The sequence below is a fragment of the Paenibacillus lacisoli genome, assembly GCF_030580655.1.
GTDB classification, from domain to species: domain Bacteria; phylum Bacillota; class Bacilli; order Paenibacillales; family Paenibacillaceae; genus Paenibacillus; species Paenibacillus lacisoli.
This window is the reverse complement of sequence record NZ_JAUQTB010000011.1, coordinates 34,845-50,452: the sequence shown is the minus strand read 5'-3', so window position 1 is coordinate 50,452 and position 15,608 is coordinate 34,845. Positions and strand designations below refer to the sequence as shown.

At 47.9% G+C, this 15,608-nt stretch carries 9 protein-coding genes and 1 other annotated feature; of the genes, 8 read left to right on the top strand and 1 reads right to left on the bottom strand.

The annotated features are described in order from the left end of the window. Positions 1-5 precede the first annotated feature (5 nt). Positions 6-2,015, top strand: a complete 2,010-nt coding sequence (locus tag Q5741_RS16400; RefSeq protein WP_305025203.1) for a beta-galactosidase — start codon at positions 6-8, stop codon at positions 2,013-2,015. A 70-nt stretch (positions 2,016-2,085) separates the two neighbouring features. Here Q5741_RS16400 and trhO read toward each other — a convergent pair whose 3' ends face one another. Continuing rightward, a complete protein-coding gene (trhO, locus tag Q5741_RS16395; RefSeq protein WP_305025202.1) occupies positions 2,086-2,988 on the bottom strand; it encodes an oxygen-dependent tRNA uridine(34) hydroxylase TrhO in 903 nt (300 codons plus the stop codon). Positions 2,989-3,248: 260 nt separating this feature from the next. Between trhO and Q5741_RS16390 the strand changes: the two genes are divergently transcribed. From Q5741_RS16390 to Q5741_RS16355, 7 genes are all read left to right on the top strand, one after another. Further along, the gene (locus Q5741_RS16390; RefSeq protein WP_305025201.1) at positions 3,249-5,651 is read left to right on the top strand and encodes a polyprenyl synthetase family protein; all 2,403 of its coding nucleotides are present in this window, start codon (positions 3,249-3,251) and stop codon (positions 5,649-5,651) included. A gap of 92 nt (positions 5,652-5,743) precedes the next feature. Continuing rightward, positions 5,744-6,004: a binding site (T-box leader), on the top strand. A 156-nt stretch (positions 6,005-6,160) separates the two neighbouring features. Further along, positions 6,161-7,246: an aspartate-semialdehyde dehydrogenase gene (gene asd / locus Q5741_RS16385; protein WP_305025200.1), complete on the top strand. Its 1,086-nt coding sequence runs from the start codon at positions 6,161-6,163 to the stop codon at positions 7,244-7,246. A gap of 220 nt (positions 7,247-7,466) precedes the next feature. Then, entirely contained in the window at positions 7,467-7,694 is a 228-nt protein-coding gene (locus Q5741_RS16380; RefSeq protein WP_305025199.1) for a FeoA family protein, read from the top strand. Continuing rightward, complete coding sequence (feoB, locus tag Q5741_RS16375; RefSeq protein WP_305025198.1) at positions 7,691-9,691, top strand: ferrous iron transport protein B; 2,001 nt, start codon at positions 7,691-7,693, stop codon at positions 9,689-9,691. The genes Q5741_RS16380 and feoB overlap by 4 nt, the downstream gene beginning before the upstream one ends. Before the next feature lie 396 nt (positions 9,692-10,087). Then, positions 10,088-11,059 carry a pectate lyase gene (gene pelA, locus Q5741_RS16365; protein WP_305025196.1) on the top strand — a complete coding sequence of 324 codons (972 nt, stop codon included), beginning with the start codon at positions 10,088-10,090 and terminating at the stop codon, positions 11,057-11,059. 226 nt (positions 11,060-11,285) lie between these two features. After that, positions 11,286-12,767: a sodium/proline symporter PutP gene (gene putP, locus Q5741_RS16360; RefSeq protein WP_305025195.1), complete on the top strand. Its 1,482-nt coding sequence runs from the start codon at positions 11,286-11,288 to the stop codon at positions 12,765-12,767. Between the two features lie 206 nt (positions 12,768-12,973). Continuing rightward, positions 12,974-15,598, top strand: a complete 2,625-nt coding sequence (locus Q5741_RS16355) for a PAS domain S-box protein (protein WP_305025194.1) — start codon at positions 12,974-12,976, stop codon at positions 15,596-15,598. Positions 15,599-15,608 lie beyond the last annotated feature (10 nt).

The following is a 15,608-nucleotide window of genomic DNA, read 5'->3' as shown; positions in this document are numbered from 1 at the left end:
TCAAGATGGAGAAATTACTCTACGGCGTTGCTTATTATGATGAATATATGCCATATGACAGGCTGCAGGAAGACATCGAGCTGATGAAAGAGGCAGGGATCAATGTCGTCCGTATTGCAGAATCCACTTGGAGTACACATGAGCCGCAGAACGGTGTCTTTGATTTTAGCTCAGTGGACCGGGTGCTGGATGCCATGCATAAGGCAGGTATTCAGGTGATTGTCGGTACCCCGACGTACGCTGTGCCGACGTGGATGGTAAAACAGCATCCGGATATCCTGGCGACAACAGCCCAGGGACCCGGCAAGTATGGAGCAAGACAGATTATGGACATTACTCATCCTGCGTATCTCTTCTACGCGGAGCGTATCATCAGAAAAATGATCTCCCGTGTGGCAAAGCATCCTGCTGTGATCGGCTATCAGACAGATAATGAGACGAAACATTACAACACAGCAGGGCCGAATGTGCAGCTTCAGTTCGTTAAATATATAAGAGAAAAATTCAAGACACTGGACGCTGTAAATGATGCTTTTGGTCTTGATTATTGGAGCAACCGTATTAACAGCTGGGAAGACTTTCCGTCGGTCATCGGGACGATTAATGGCAGTCTAGGGGCCGAATTCTCCAAGTTTCAGCGGCAGCTGGTTACAGATTTCCTGGGCTGGCAGGTTTCCCTTGTCAATGAATATAAGCAGCCGCATCAGTTTGTCACTCAAAACTTTGATTTCGAATGGCGCGGACATTCTTATGGCGTGCAGCCGGATGTGGATCATTTTGCAGCTTCCAAGCCGTTTGACATTACCGGAGTCGATATTTATCACCCCTCGCAGGATGATCTGACCGGTATTGAAATTTCATTTGGCGGTGATATGGCCAGGTCCACTAAGAACAGCAATTATCTGGTGCTGGAGACAGAAGCTCAAGCTTTCGTGAACTGGGTTCCATATCCAGGCCAACTGCGGCTGCAGGCTTTCAGTCATCTGGCCTCTGGTGCCAACATGGTGGCCTACTGGCATTGGCATTCGATCCATAATTCGTTCGAGACGTATTGGAAAGGATTGCTCAGTCATGATTTGCAGCCAAACCCGGTCTACAATGAAGCAATAACTATCGGCCGCGACTTTGCCAGACTGTCGGATAAACTGGTGAATCTCAAGAAGAACAACAAGGCGGCCATTCTCTTTAGCAATGAGTCGTTGACTTCAATAGATTGGTTTAAGTTCAGTTTCCAGAGCAGTAAAAATTATAACGATGTCGTTCGTCTCGTCTATGATGAGCTGTACAAAATGAACATAGGCTGCGATCTCATCGATCCTTCTGTGGAGGAAATCGATTCATATGATCTTATTGTAGTTCCTGCCCTATACACCGCTTCGGACCGTTTGTTGAAGCGTCTGAACCAATATGTAGAGCAGGGAGGACACGTGATATATACGTTTAAGAGCGGATTCACGGATGAGCATGTGAAGGTGAGGACGATACCTCAGCCCGGGATTATCAGCGAAGCCTGTGGAATCTCCTATCAATTGTTCGTTGAACCCAAGCAGGTTAGTCTGAAAAATAACCCGTACAGGGTGTCAGAAGCTGATAATCAGGTGCACACCTGGATGGAGCTTATTACACCAGACTCTGCTGAAGTACTGGCTTCCTATGATCATCCGCATTGGGGACAATATGCCGCGATTACGCGGAATTCCTACGGCAAAGGCATCGCAACCTACATCGGCTGTATGGTAAGTTCAGCGGTCATGCACGCCATTCTGGAGGAGGCTGTGAGGCAGGCGGGGTTATGGGGCCCGGATCAGGAGCTGGCTTTTCCTTTGATCACTAAGTCGGGTCTCAATGAAGCTGGCCGGATGATCCGGTACATTTTTAACTACTCGGATGAAGCGGTTGAGTGGAAGCATGTCCATGCGTCAGGCACCGAGCTGCTGACGGGTGAAGCCGTTGAGCAAGGCCAGAGTATACGGCTGGATCGCTGGGGCTTTGTAATTATTGAGGAAGAAATGTAATTCATCACAGCAAAAAAAGCAGGAGCCCTTGGTAATTGGGGCTCCTGCTTTTATATAAAGGTGAAACAGGTTATACAGCATGTCGTTCAGCATCATTATCCTTGCATTCGTCCGAGCAGTAGCCTTCATGTTCTTCCAGACAGTCCTCACATACCAGATGCTGCTTGTGGCACAGATCATCAGCACAATTGATGTAATGGTCCGTCGGGCTTCCGCAGTGGTGGCATTTGCCGATCACTACGTCCTCATCGGTCTGATTGATCCGCACCGAGATCCGCTCGTCAAAGACGTACATTTTACCATCGAACAGACGGCCTTGTACTTCCGGGTCCTTGCCATAAGTGGCAATTCCGCCGTCAAGCTGGGCGACATTCGTGAAGCCCTCATTCAGAAGCACACCGGTCAGCTTCTCACAGCGGATACCACCGGTGCAGTAAGTCAGGATCTGCTTGTCCTTTACGTCCTGCAGATTCTCCCGGATCCATTCCGGGAACTCACGAAACGATTCCACATTCGGGCGGATGGCGTTACGGAAATGACCGAGGTCGTATTCATAATCGTTGCGCCCGTCCAGAACGATCACATCTTCACTCTGCAGCTTTTCAAAAAATTCCTTGGGCGCCAGACGCTCGCCGCTGATCACATTTGGATCAAGAGGTGTTTCATAACGGAGTGTAACCAGCTCTTTCTTGGGACGGACAAAAAGCTTCTTGAAAGCATGCGTCTCTGACTCGTCGATCTTAAAGACCATATCAGAGAAAAGGGGATGTTTATGCATGTATTCCATGTATGCTTTAGTCTGCTCCATCGTACCGGATAAGGTACCGTTAATCCCTTCTTCAGCGATCAGAATCCGGCCCTTTACGCCAAGCTCTTTACAGAAGGCAAGGTGCTCGGAAGCGAACGCTTCGTAATTATCGATATGAACATATTTATAATAAAGCAAAATTCGAAATGAACTGTTATTTTCCATGTTGAATGCTCCTTACCTCATTATCTCGAGAACAAAAAAATTGCCAGAATGGTTCACCTGATAATGCTAAGACACTTCATCAGGTTAGTCAACATTTTTGTTTCGAAAGTATTTGCCAATTCAGATTTTATTTTCAAGGTTCGAAACAGCATGTTTTTCGGGCCTTCGCATATTTTGCGTAACCGGTGCCATAGGTTCTGCGTATAAGCTAGGAACAGCTCCCCACAAATCTACAGTACAAAAGTAGAGGTTATCCGCCTATGAGTATAAATTGGAATCAAAGTTGGAAATCAGAAGAGCATGCCTGCAGCAGCTACCAGCAGGCTGAGCAGCAAGCCGGTGCGTATTTTGCCAGGCTGGAACAGCTGGCACGTGAGAGAACGTTTATCTCCGAATTAATGAGCTCATTTGAACAATGGGGCAGGCATCACGTCTCTTCACGATCCTGGCCCTCGTTTTTGTTCCGCCGCAGACAGCAGCCTGATCCCAAAGATTATCAGCGCTACATTCAATGGCTGGAATTCACCGGCAAGCTGGATGCCTATCTCGAAAGGAGTATCTCTTACATCTATATGAGGGATCTCGGCAAATCACTGAATTCCCAGCAGACACAGCAGAGGGTGCGTCAAGTCGTCAACGATGTCAAACAGCAGCTGGTCCATACCGAATCAGGTCACGTCCGAGGTTCCGAAGAAATGATCAGCCTGGCAGGCCTGTACCGCTGGGGGCAAAAGGAAGGCATCGAATCTGCGGTCATCTGGCTGATGGATAAGCTGAAGCAAGTAGCCGGTAACATACCCGAAGGTATGGATGCGGAGCAGGCTCAGCGCAAACTGATTAAGCTTGTGGTAGGCGTCGTGATGCATGTCTATGAAGAGCTTGGAGAAGATACTCCCACAGCTGAGCGGACCCGCAGGCTCGATGAAGCAATACGAGTGGGCTACTCCTACGGTTTAACCTATCCATTCATCGACGACCTGCTTGACTCCCAGGTGCTGACTGCAGATGAGAAAATACAGTACACCTCCATGATCCGTTCTGCGCTGCTTACCGGTGTCGTTCCTCCGCTCGGCAAGTGGGCCAGAGTAAACCGCCGGATGCTGGTGTACATCCATTCCGAGCTGCGTGAAGCCTTTGAGTACATTCGAAACCTGCAGCGTCAGGAAACACAGAAAGCCTTCTTCGAGCAGTCCTATATCTTTTTTCGTTCTCAGGAGGAGGACCGGAACAAGGTACTGATGTTCGCCGGTTACTCGAATGAAGAGCTGTATGTTCCTATTATTCTTAAGTCGGCAGCCTCCCGAATCATCGTCCGGTCGGTTCTGGCATCGCCGGAAGATGCAAATTATGAGGCTAATATGTTTTATTATGGTATCTATAATCAGCTGGCTGACGATTTTACCGATATGTTCGACGATCTGCAGGAGGGTGCAGTTACTCCTTACACTTATTATCTGACACACCGGCGGCAAAGGCCGGACTTGATCAACCCGTTCGAACTCTATTGGACGGTCATCTCTCACCTGATTCATCATGTGTATCACAGCGATCCGGCAACCCGGGAGGTCATACTTGACCGTGCTGTTAACGGACTCAAACGCTGCCGACAGCGTCTGGGCGTGTCCCGGTATGAGGAGTTAATGGCAGAGCTGACCTACGGGATTCCTGAATTGAACGAAACAATCCAGTATTATGTCCGCAAAGCCGGTGACGTGGATTTCTTTGACAAGCTGCTGCGTGACCAGTTCGTTCAGGGTCTGCGCAATAACAAGCAGGAGAGAGAGCAGTTCAAGCAGACGGTAGACGACATACGTATACAGATTAACGAACAACTCAAGATTCAGGACAGCAGCAGCCCCGTTTCACTGGATTCACCGCTGGTAGAAGCTGCGAATTACAGCCTGAACGGGGACGGTAAAAGACTGCGTCCTGTAATGGCGTGGTATATGGGTGTCAAGCGATATGGTCTGGACCCTGCTGCCATCATGCCGCTGCTTCGTTCATTAGAATACATGCATACCGCGTCACTGATCTTCGATGACCTGCCTTCTCAGGATAATGCAGCAAGCCGACGGGGACGTCCTACCCTGCATCAGGTTCATAACAGTGCGACTGCTGAGCTGACCGGACTTTTTCTTATACAGAAGTCTATCGAAGAGCAGTCTTCCCTGAAGTCTTTTGCGCCGGATACCGTATTGAAGCTGATTGGTTATTGTTCCAGGCGTGCAGGCGATATGTGTCTAGGCCAGGCGATGGATCTGGAATCCAAAGGCAGAGCGCTTAGACTGGAAGAGCTGAATCAATTGTGTTATTACAAGACAGGGATTGCTTTTGAAGCCTCTCTTGTCATGCCGGCCATTCTGGCTCAGGTCAGCGATCAGGAGATGGAAGCCTTGAGGAGATATGCCTATCATGCAGGGATTGCCTTTCAGATCAAGGATGACCTGCTTGATGAAGAGGGAGAATCCCAGCAGCTGGGTAAGCCGGTTGGTCAGGACATCAGCAATAACCGTTCTACTTTTGTTACCATTTTGGGTAATGAAGGGGCAAAGCGGGCGATGTGGGAGCATTACTGTGACGCTGAAGATGCACTAAAAAACATCTCCGGAAACAGCGCGTTTCTGCAGAACCTGCTTCATTATTTGATCCATCGGGAGCGATAATTGGACTTCGCCGAAAAAAACAGTTTACTTCTTCCTACTAACTTTGATATCATGATCGCAATATAGCAACTGCATCTGCAGATTGCGCTACACGAAATGCGATGAAGAGACGAGTAGATAAATCCATTTCTTCAACAGAGAGCTCCGGCGGCTGAAAAGGGGCAAGAGATGATTTATTGAACAAAGACTCTGAGCAGCACACCGGAACTTCAAAGCGAAGGGGTGGTGTGACAGGAGCTCCTGTTACAGAGCCGGAGTATCAAGCAGCTTTGGCATGCTGTACTCGAAGAGGCAGATATGGCGACATGTCCGCGAATATGGGTGGTACCACGAGTCCAGATCTCGTCCCTAAGACTTACGTCTTGGAGGTGGGATTTTTTATTTTGTCTGAAACTTGCCATCAAAGGGGCTCACAGATTCGATCCGTCTGAATAGTAATTTAGAAGAAGATCGAACATCTGCTGCATACATCTATTGAAGAAGCCATTGCGAAAGGATTGGATTCAGTTATGTCAAACAAACTGCGGGTTGGTATTGTTGGTGGTACGGGAATGGTTGGACAGCGTTTCGTGGAGCTGCTTGATCAGCATCCATGGTTCGAAGTAACCGCAATTGCGGCGAGCGCAAGCTCTGCGGGCAAAACCTATGAAGAGTCGGTAAAGAGCAGATGGAAATTGTCGACACCGATGCCTGAGAACGTGAAAAATATTGTGGTTCAGAATGCAGCCGAGGTTGAAACCTTTGCTTCTGAGGTGGATTTTGTATTCTGTGCAGTAGATATGAAGAAGGATGAGATCAAAGCACTGGAAGAAGCTTATGCCAAAACGGGCACACCGGTCATTTCCAATAACTCGGCTCACCGCTGGACTCCGGACGTTCCGATGGTCATTCCTGAAATCAATCCAGCCCATCTGGAAGTGATTGAAGCACAGCGTCAGCGTCTCGGCACAACAACCGGCTTCATTGCCGTGAAGCCGAACTGCTCGATCCAAAGCTATGTACCTGCTTTGCACGCACTCAAAGCGTTCGGACCAAGAGAAGTGGTTGCTACTACCTATCAAGCGATCTCAGGCGCAGGCAAGAACTTTAAAGACTGGCCTGAAATGCTGGATAATGTGATTCCTTACATCGGCGGGGAAGAAGAGAAGAGCGAGATGGAACCACTGCGGATCTGGGGTGCGGTAGAGAACGGTGAGATTGTTAAATCAAGTGCGCCGCTGATCACGACACAATGCATTCGTGTTCCGGTAACAGATGGTCATATGGCTGCTGTATTCGTGAATTTTGAGAACAAGCCTTCCAAGGAAGAAATTCTGAAGTGCTGGGCCGAGTTCAAGGGCCGTCCACAGGAATTGAACCTGCCGAGCGCGCCGAAGCAGTTCATTACGTACTTCGAAGAGGAGAACAGACCTCAGACGAAACTGGATCGCGACATTGAGGGTGGCATGGGTGTGTCAACAGGCAGACTGCGTGAGGATTCCCTGTATGATTATAAATTTGTCGGGTTATCCCACAATACCCTGCGTGGTGCTGCCGGCGGTGCTGTATTAATCGCTGAACTGTTGAAGGCCGAGGGCTACATTCAACCTAAATAAGTGAGCGGGATGAGACCCGAACCCTGAATAGGACTGCCATATCTCATGGCAGTCCTATTTGATTTATCCGCTGTTTTGATTCAGGTATTGATCATGTATTCATCCAATTTTATTCGGCTTGCCGAGTAAAAAAAACTTTTGCACTTTGATGTCTCATCGCCTACAATAGACACAGATACTGATAATCATTATCACAATGAATATTGAAGGATGACGACGGATGAGACTGACGGATACGAGTATAGAACAAGCAGTTAAAGTCATGGATTTGGAACGGGTGAATGACCTTGTTCGGCATAGACTTTACGATATGGGAATTATGGAAGGTACAATGATTTGCCTCCGCAAGAAGCTTCCATTCGGCGGACCCTGCACGATCGAAACCAATGGTCAGTGGATTGCGATAAGGCATAAGGAAGCACAAGGCATACAGGTCGAGGCCGTATGACGAACATCGCACTAATCGGAAATCCCAATACAGGCAAGACTTCTTTATTTAATGCGCTAACCAGCTCCTATGAATATGTAGGTAACTGGGCAGGCGTGACGGTAGAGAAAAAGGTGGGTACACTCTCTAATCATTATGGAGAGCTGATTGATCTGCCCGGTGTCTACTCTCTGAGCCCCTTATCCAGGGATGAGAGTGTAACTACGCATTATCTTCTGCAGGACCGTCCGGATTTGCTTCTGAATGTCGTAGATGCATCCCAGCTGGAACGGAATCTCCATCTCACACTGCAGCTTCTGGAATACGGTCAGCCCGTATTCATTGCTCTTAACATGACGGATGTTGCCGCAAGACGGGGGATTCGGATTGATGAGAGCCAGCTGGCAGAACAGCTAGGGGCTGCGGTTATTCCTGTTGTGGCTCGCTCGGAGCAGGGCTGTAAGAAGCTGCTAGAGCAGCTTACGTCGGTACAATTGAATCAGCAGAAACAAGGCCCACGATATGATTCGGTCTTGGAAGAGTGGATCGCCGGCTTGATGCAGCTTCTTCCGGATGGAACTCTATCCAGACGCTGGCTCGCCATTCAGCTGATGGAAGGGAACCAGCCTGTATATGATTATGTCGGCAGAGTTACGGATGCGTCCCGGATTGACAATTGGATTAGCACAGCAGAACAGCAGCTTCAGGAAAAGACAGGGATTAAGAGTCTGCGCCAGTACATCCGCCTTCAGCGGTCTGAAGTGATCAAACAGCTGATTGCTGGCAGTCTTCAGAATACGGCTCCGGCCGGCTCCAATGTATCTGTGAGACTGGATCAGGTTGTAACGAATAAATATTTGGGGATACCGATCTTTTTGCTCTTTATGTATTTGACCTTCAAGCTGACGTTTGATTGGGTGGGTACCCCTGTATCTGATCTGCTGGACTCATTCTTGAACGGACCTCTCAGCAGCGGACTTACCCGCCTGCTGGATGCGGTGAATGCGGCCTCCTTTATTAAGGATGTCATCCTGAACGGAATTGTAGCAGGGGTAGGCGGTGTCCTAGTATTTGTTCCACAAATATTCATGCTGTTTCTTATCATTTCATTCATTGAGGATTCAGGTTACATGGCCCGGATTGCGACGGTTATGGATCGATTGATGGAAGGCGTCGGGCTGAACGGCAAAGCTTTTATTCCTATGATTATCGGATTTGGCTGTAATGTCCCCGGGATTATGGCAGCGAGAACGATCGAACAGCCCAAGGAGCGCCTGCTTACGATTCTGCTTACACCGCTAATGTCCTGTTCTGCCCGCTTATCTGTATACAGCTTGTTTGTCGGGACGTTCTTCCAGTCCAATCAGGCACTGATCGTACTCTCGCTCTATGTGCTTGGGGTGGTCGTCGCTCTGGTGCTTGCCAAGCTCTTCTCTACTACCCTGTCCAAGGAAGAAGAGTCCTTCTTTGTGGTTGAACTGCCGCCTTATCGGATTCCGCAGTGGAAGACACTTGCTCGCAGTACATGGGAAAAAGGGAAAGGGTTTGTGCGCAAAGCGGGAACGTTTATCTTTGGAGGCTCTGTCGTCATTTGGCTGCTCAGCTACACAGGCTTGCATGGCTGGAATGTACCTATTAATGAGAGCTTCCTGAAAAATATCGGCAGTATCATAGCCCCTGTGCTGTCTCCGCTTGGTTTTGGAGACTGGCAGGCTGCTGCAGCCCTTCTAACCGGTTTCCTCGCGAAAGAAGTAGTTGTATCTACGATGAATATAATTTATGCAGCTCCGAGTGTCGCAGGTTTACAGGGGGAGCTGACCCATTTTTTTACGCCGCTGCAATCATACAGCTTTATGGTGTTCATTCTTCTGTATGTGCCCTGTCTGGCAACGGTAGGGGTCATACGCAAAGAAACCTCCTCGGCCAAATGGACCTGGTTTTCCGTTGGTTATGCGCTTGTGGTGGCTTATCTGATTTCTTTCGTAATTTACCGTGTGGGACTTCTGCTTGGATTCTAGTAAAAAGTTAAAGGGTGAGATGAGATGATCTTTACGATTATAGCGAGTGCTGGAATTTTTGGTTACGCAGGCTGGACACTTTCCCGTTACGTGCGCAAAACAAGACAAGGCAAATGCGCGGCCTGCTCACTGAATCAATCCTGCCAGACGGCCTGCTCGGATATGATGAAAACTGTTTCCTAATGCAATGCTGCAGCCTTCGATACCTTAAGGTATCGAAGGTTTTTTTGTGCATTCTATTCAACGCAATAAAAAAGGGAATGATTGACATATAATGCAGGTTTGAGTAGAATAATAACGAACTATGAAAGCGCATACATATTTGGGTTCTGAGAGGAGGTGGTGGATTCTCTTATTTGTACACCAAACCATTTAGTATGAGAGGGAGAATGTTAAATGAAATCAAAGATGAACATGAAACCAGCTTCTATCCTATTGTCTCTGACACTAGTGCTGGCCTTGTCCAGTTTCCTGCTGCAGCCCTTTACAACCGCTTTTGCAGCTGACGCTTCCGGAACAACAGCGAGCATGTCGGATATTCTGAAGAATCAGCGGTCTGATGGCGGGTGGAGAAAAGATTATTCAGAGACGAGTGGAGAATGGTCCAAGTCAACCATCGATAATAAAGCGACATATACCGAAATTCGCAGGCTGGCAAGTGAGTATTCAAAAACAAAAGACAGTAAATATTCGGCTGCAGCGATTAAAGGAATTAACTTTCTCCTGAACATGCAATACGCTAACGGGGGCTGGCCTCAGGTCTACCAGAGCTCGGGTTATCACCAGCACATTACTTATAATGATAACGCGATGATCAGCGTCATGATTCTGCTGGATGAGGTGGCAGCGAGAAAGGGTGACTTTGCTTTTATTGATAGTGCTCTGGCAGACCGCAGCAAACAGGCCGTTGCGAAGGGTGTAGAGTGTATTCTGAAGACACAGGTAACTGCGAATGGCAAGCTTACCGTATGGGGACAGCAGCATGATTCTGTAACATTAAAGCCTGCCGGTGCGAGAGCATACGAAGTGCCTTCCCTTTGCTCCAGTGAGAGTGTCAACATCGTGAAGTTCCTTAAAACGAGATCCGCTACCTCGCAGATTACAGCCTCCATCAAAGCTGCCGAAGATTGGTTCAAAGCTGTGAAAATTACAGGCATCAAAGTGGTGAAAACCAGTGATGATGTTATCGTTGTTAGCGATCCAAGTGCAACCACACCAATCTGGACACGCTTTTATGAACTGGGTACGAACAAGTCCATCTTTGTAGGACGTGACGGTATCGTTCGATATAAGCTGAGTGAAATTGAACAGGAGCGGAGAACCGGGTATGCCTGGTATGGAACATGGCCTTCCTCACTGGTTAATTAATTTTTGATCGTTTCCGCTTCATCTAAGTCTGTATAGCCTCCGATCCCCCCTAGGGATGTTGGAGGCTTTATGGCATGGCGAAAGCAAGTGCCTGTTCACAGACCGGTTTCAACGATCCATATATTGCAAATAATAATGAAAGTAATCATATTGTTTACAGTTCACACGGTTGAAAGTAAAATGAATAAATATTTAGAACAGCAGACAAGCATCAGGGGGGAACAATTTGAATCAACCGTTTGGAACCTATTTAACTTTGGGAATTTATTTTATCGGCATGCTGGTCATTGGCTGGTATGCGTTCCGCAAATCGACAGGCGACCTGGAAGGATACATGCTGGGAGGCCGCGGTGTAGGTCCGTTTGTCACGGCTCTGTCAGCTGGAGCAGCCGATATGAGCGGCTGGATGCTGATGGGGCTTCCAGGCTCGGTATTTGTGAAGGGCATTTCCGGAATGTGGATTGTCGTAGGACTTAGTCTGGGCGCTTATCTCAACTATGTGTATGTCGCACCGCGTTTGCGTATTTACACTAAGATTGCACAGGATGCCATCACGATTCCTGATTTCTTTGAAAACCGCTTCATGGACCGGTCGAGACTACTGAAGCTGATTTCGGCGGCAGTTATTCTGATCTTTTTTACGTTCTATACCTCTTCTGGCATGGTATCAGGCGGACGTTTTTTTGAATCTGCGTTTGGCATGGATTACCGGTTCGGGCTCTTCCTGGTGACCTCCATCGTCATTGCATATACCTTGTTCGGGGGATATCTGGCAGTCAGTTTGACCGACTCGGTCCAGGGGCTCATCATGTTCGCCGCCTTAGTTGCGATTCCTTCAGTCGCAATCTATCATTTAGGCGGGTTCAAAGCATCGTTTGACATTGTGAATCAATTAGACCCGGCGCATTTCAACCTCTTTCAGGGTGTGCAGACAGCAGGAATCCTGTCACTTCTGGCATGGGGTCTTGGATACTTTGGACAACCGCATATTCTGGTCCGCTTTATGTCCATTACCTCCGCTCGTGAGCTCAAAACCGCCCGTCGGATCGGGATCAGCTGGATGGTCATTGGCCTGCTGGGCGCATCCTTGATCGGACTTGCGGGATATGCTTATGTGAATGTCAATCTACTGGAGCTGTCAGATCCAGAAACAATATTTATCCTGTTTGCTAATATTCTGTTTAATCCCTATATAACAGGTATTCTGCTGGCAGCTCTGCTCGCTGCGGTCATGAGTACCATTTCGTCCCAGCTGCTCGTCACGGCCAGCGCTTTGACGGAAGACTTCTACCGGACCTTTCTTCGCCGGGGTGCTTCGAACCGCGAGCTGGTGCTGATCGGCCGCCTCTCCGTGCTGCTAATCGCCGTGATTGCATTGATCATGTCGTACACGCCTAATGATACTATTCTGAATTTGGTCGGATATGCTTGGGCCGGTTTTGGTTCTTCATTTGGTCCGGCTGTTCTGCTTAGTCTGTTCTGGAAACGGATGACCAGCTGGGGTGCCATTGCGGGAATCGTGTCAGGTGCCGTTGGGGTCATTGTCTGGGTAGCTCTTGGATTATCTGACATGCTTTATGAGATGATTCCAGCGTTTTGCGCGAGTCTGTTAGCCATTGTGGTGGTCAGTCTGCTTACTTCAGCACCTCAACAGCAAGTACTGGATGAGTTCGATCAGGCTAGACAGGAATTAAAAGAGCGAGCTTGATTGCAAGGCTGCTGATGCAACTGCATCTGCAGCCTTTTTCCAGTTACATTGTATGAGCTGAAATTGTATTATTTATAATGATTCAAATTTTAGATAAATGGGTATTAACCAAAAGGCAGTCTCTTCAAACAAGGACTGGCCTGTTCAGGTCAAAACTTGTACTCTTTTAACTATGTTTCATCAGCTACAGCAAAGGAGAACATCAGATGCGAATTCAAAGAGTCGATCATCACGAGCTGTTTGAACAAATATACACTCAGGCTCCGATTGGAATTGCTCTTGCAGCTCCAACGGGACAATGGACTAAGGTAAATCCGGCATTCTGTGATATGCTGGGGTATTCTGATCAAGAGCTTTTGCAGTTAACCTATCAGCAGATTACCTGTCTGGAAGATTACAGTCTGGATCAGATGTATTTAAACAAAATGGAAGAGTGTAACGTGAAAGCTTATCAATATGAGAAACGATATATGAAAAAAGACGGCAGTCTGCTGTGGGTATCCCTGAATGTATCGCTGGTCAGAGATGGCGCAACGAGCGAGCCGTTATATTTTTTATGCCATGTTATGGATATTTCCGACAGGAAAGCCTATGAGCAGAAACTGCTGCGCAGTGAAGAGATGTTCAAATTGATCTCAGATCATGCTCAAGAAATTATCTACATTGCTTCTGCTGACGGCACCTGCCAATTCTGTTCACCTGCGGTTACAAGCCTGTTGGGTTATACGCCAGCAGAGGTTAGGGGCCGAACCAACTTTGAATATTTTCATCCTGAAGACTTGGAGCGAATAACGCAGATGGACTTCACAGGAGGGAATATCCTTCGATTAAGGCTTCGCAACAAATCCGGCCAGTACCTTTGGTTTGAGACAACGTATCGGATTATCGGTAATCCCGAAGAAGAGATACAAATTCTGGCTATAGGCCGTGAGATATCGGAACGCAAGAAGCATGAGGATATCAGTGCAGAAGCCGAGCGTATAGCATCGATCGGGAGCTGGGAGTGGGATATGGAATCCGGCATGGTTTCGATTTCTGAACAGGTGAAGGAAATTGTGGGACTGCAGGTGGGGCCCAGACAATTTAATGCCAAAGACATTTTCCGTTTGATGAATCCGCAGGAGAAAGACAGATTGATGGAGCACGTCGGATGGGCGAAAAAGGGGGAGCCGCTGGACTTTGAGTATCGGCATACCTTGGCAGACGGAACCGAGCGATACCTGCATCTAAGGGGAATTGTCGCTTTTGATGAACGGGAACGTCCTTTGCGATTTAATGGTACACTTCAGGATATTACGGAGCGCAAGCTGGTGGAATTCAAACTTCAGGAGTCGGTAGAACGTTACACTTCTCTAAAAAAATATAATCATGATGCGATTATCTCTTTTGACATGAACGGTCATATCATGAATGCCAATCCGGTTGCCGTTGATATCACGGGCTGTCCGGTGGCAGAGATGGTGGGAACAAGCATATCGAGATTTATAGGCGAGCAGAATTACGGACATATTGTTAACGGCCGGTATAATGTAGCTGAGAAAGAAATCAGTACCATTCGTCATCGAAGCGGCCATGAGACGGAGGTATTGGCTACCCTGGCTCCTATTATTATTAATAAAAGGAATGTAGGCTTCTACTTGATTGCCAAGGATATTACAGAGCAGAAGAAGCTGCTGATTGCCAAAGAAACCGCAGAGCGCATGAATAAGGCCAAAAGCGAGTTTCTGGCCATGATGAGCCACGAAATCCGTACTCCGATGAATGGCGTGATCGGGATGACAGATTTATTGCTCGGTACAGAGGGATTAAGTGAGGAGCAGATTGAATATATAGAGATTATTAAGCGAAGCGGTGATTCACTGCTGGCAATTATTAATGATATTCTGGATTTCTCCAAGATCGAGTCCGGCAAGACAGAACTGGCGGTGGAGCCCTTTGATTTGAGAGAGGTGGTAAACGCTACCATTGATATCATTAAGCCAAACGTTCTTCTGAAAGACCTGGAGGTCAAAGTAACTATGGGTCATGATATTCCAAGCCTGGTGTATGGAGATGCCTACCGGTTGAAGCAGGTACTGACCAACGTAATAGGCAATGCTGTCAAGTTCACCGCCGAAGGCAGTATACAGGTGGAGGTTCTGGTCACGGACCGGAGTCATACCGAGGCGCAATTTACATTTCGCGTGAATGACTCGGGTGTCGGCATTCCTAGTGAGAAGCGCGAAAATCTCTTTGAGCCATTTTATCAGCTTGATAATTTTATGACTCGTAAATCGCAAGGGACGGGACTGGGGCTTGCGATCAGCAAAAAACTGGTTCAGTTGATGCGTGGCGATATCTGGGTGGAAGATAAGCGTGAGCCAGGAACGGTATTTGTCTTCACAGCCTGGCTGCAAACAGCCAGCACCGAAGAGATCAGAAGATGCCGCGAACATGTGAAAAGCACCGAGTCCCAAAGGCTGCGCATTCTTGTCGCTGAAGATAATGAGGTGAACCAGATTGTTCTGCGCAAACTGCTGGAGAGACAAGGGCATCTGGTTGAAACGGTGATCAATGGTCGTGAAGCCATACAGGCTGTCCAGCAGCGATCCTATGATATCGTCTTCATGGATGTTCATATGCCGGTACTGGACGGGTTTGAGGCTACAAAAGAAATTCAGCAGCTCTCAGATTCAGAACGAGTTCCGTTTATCGTCGCTGTGACGGCCAATGCGCTGCGAGGAGACAAGGAAAAATGTCTGAATGCGGGAATGAACGCTTATCTTAGTAAACCGATTCAGCATGATGCCCTTCAGCAGGTCATCAAAGATTATTATCATTGGCGAAACTAAAGATAGCAAA

Coding starts and splice junctions, on each gene's coding strand:
- Q5741_RS16355 (WP_305025194.1), top strand. CDS start 12,974: ATGCGAATTCAAAGAGTCGATCATCACGAGCTGTTTGAACAAATATAC.
- feoB (WP_305025198.1), top strand. CDS start 7,691: ATGACGAACATCGCACTAATCGGAAATCCCAATACAGGCAAGACTTCT.
- pelA (WP_305025196.1), top strand. CDS start 10,088: ATGAAATCAAAGATGAACATGAAACCAGCTTCTATCCTATTGTCTCTG.
- asd (WP_305025200.1), top strand. CDS start 6,161: ATGTCAAACAAACTGCGGGTTGGTATTGTTGGTGGTACGGGAATGGTT.
- Q5741_RS16400 (WP_305025203.1), top strand. CDS start 6: ATGGAGAAATTACTCTACGGCGTTGCTTATTATGATGAATATATGCCA.
- Q5741_RS16390 (WP_305025201.1), top strand. CDS start 3,249: ATGAGTATAAATTGGAATCAAAGTTGGAAATCAGAAGAGCATGCCTGC.
- Q5741_RS16380 (WP_305025199.1), top strand. CDS start 7,467: ATGAGACTGACGGATACGAGTATAGAACAAGCAGTTAAAGTCATGGAT.
- trhO (WP_305025202.1), bottom strand. CDS start 2,988: ATGGAAAATAACAGTTCATTTCGAATTTTGCTTTATTATAAATATGTT.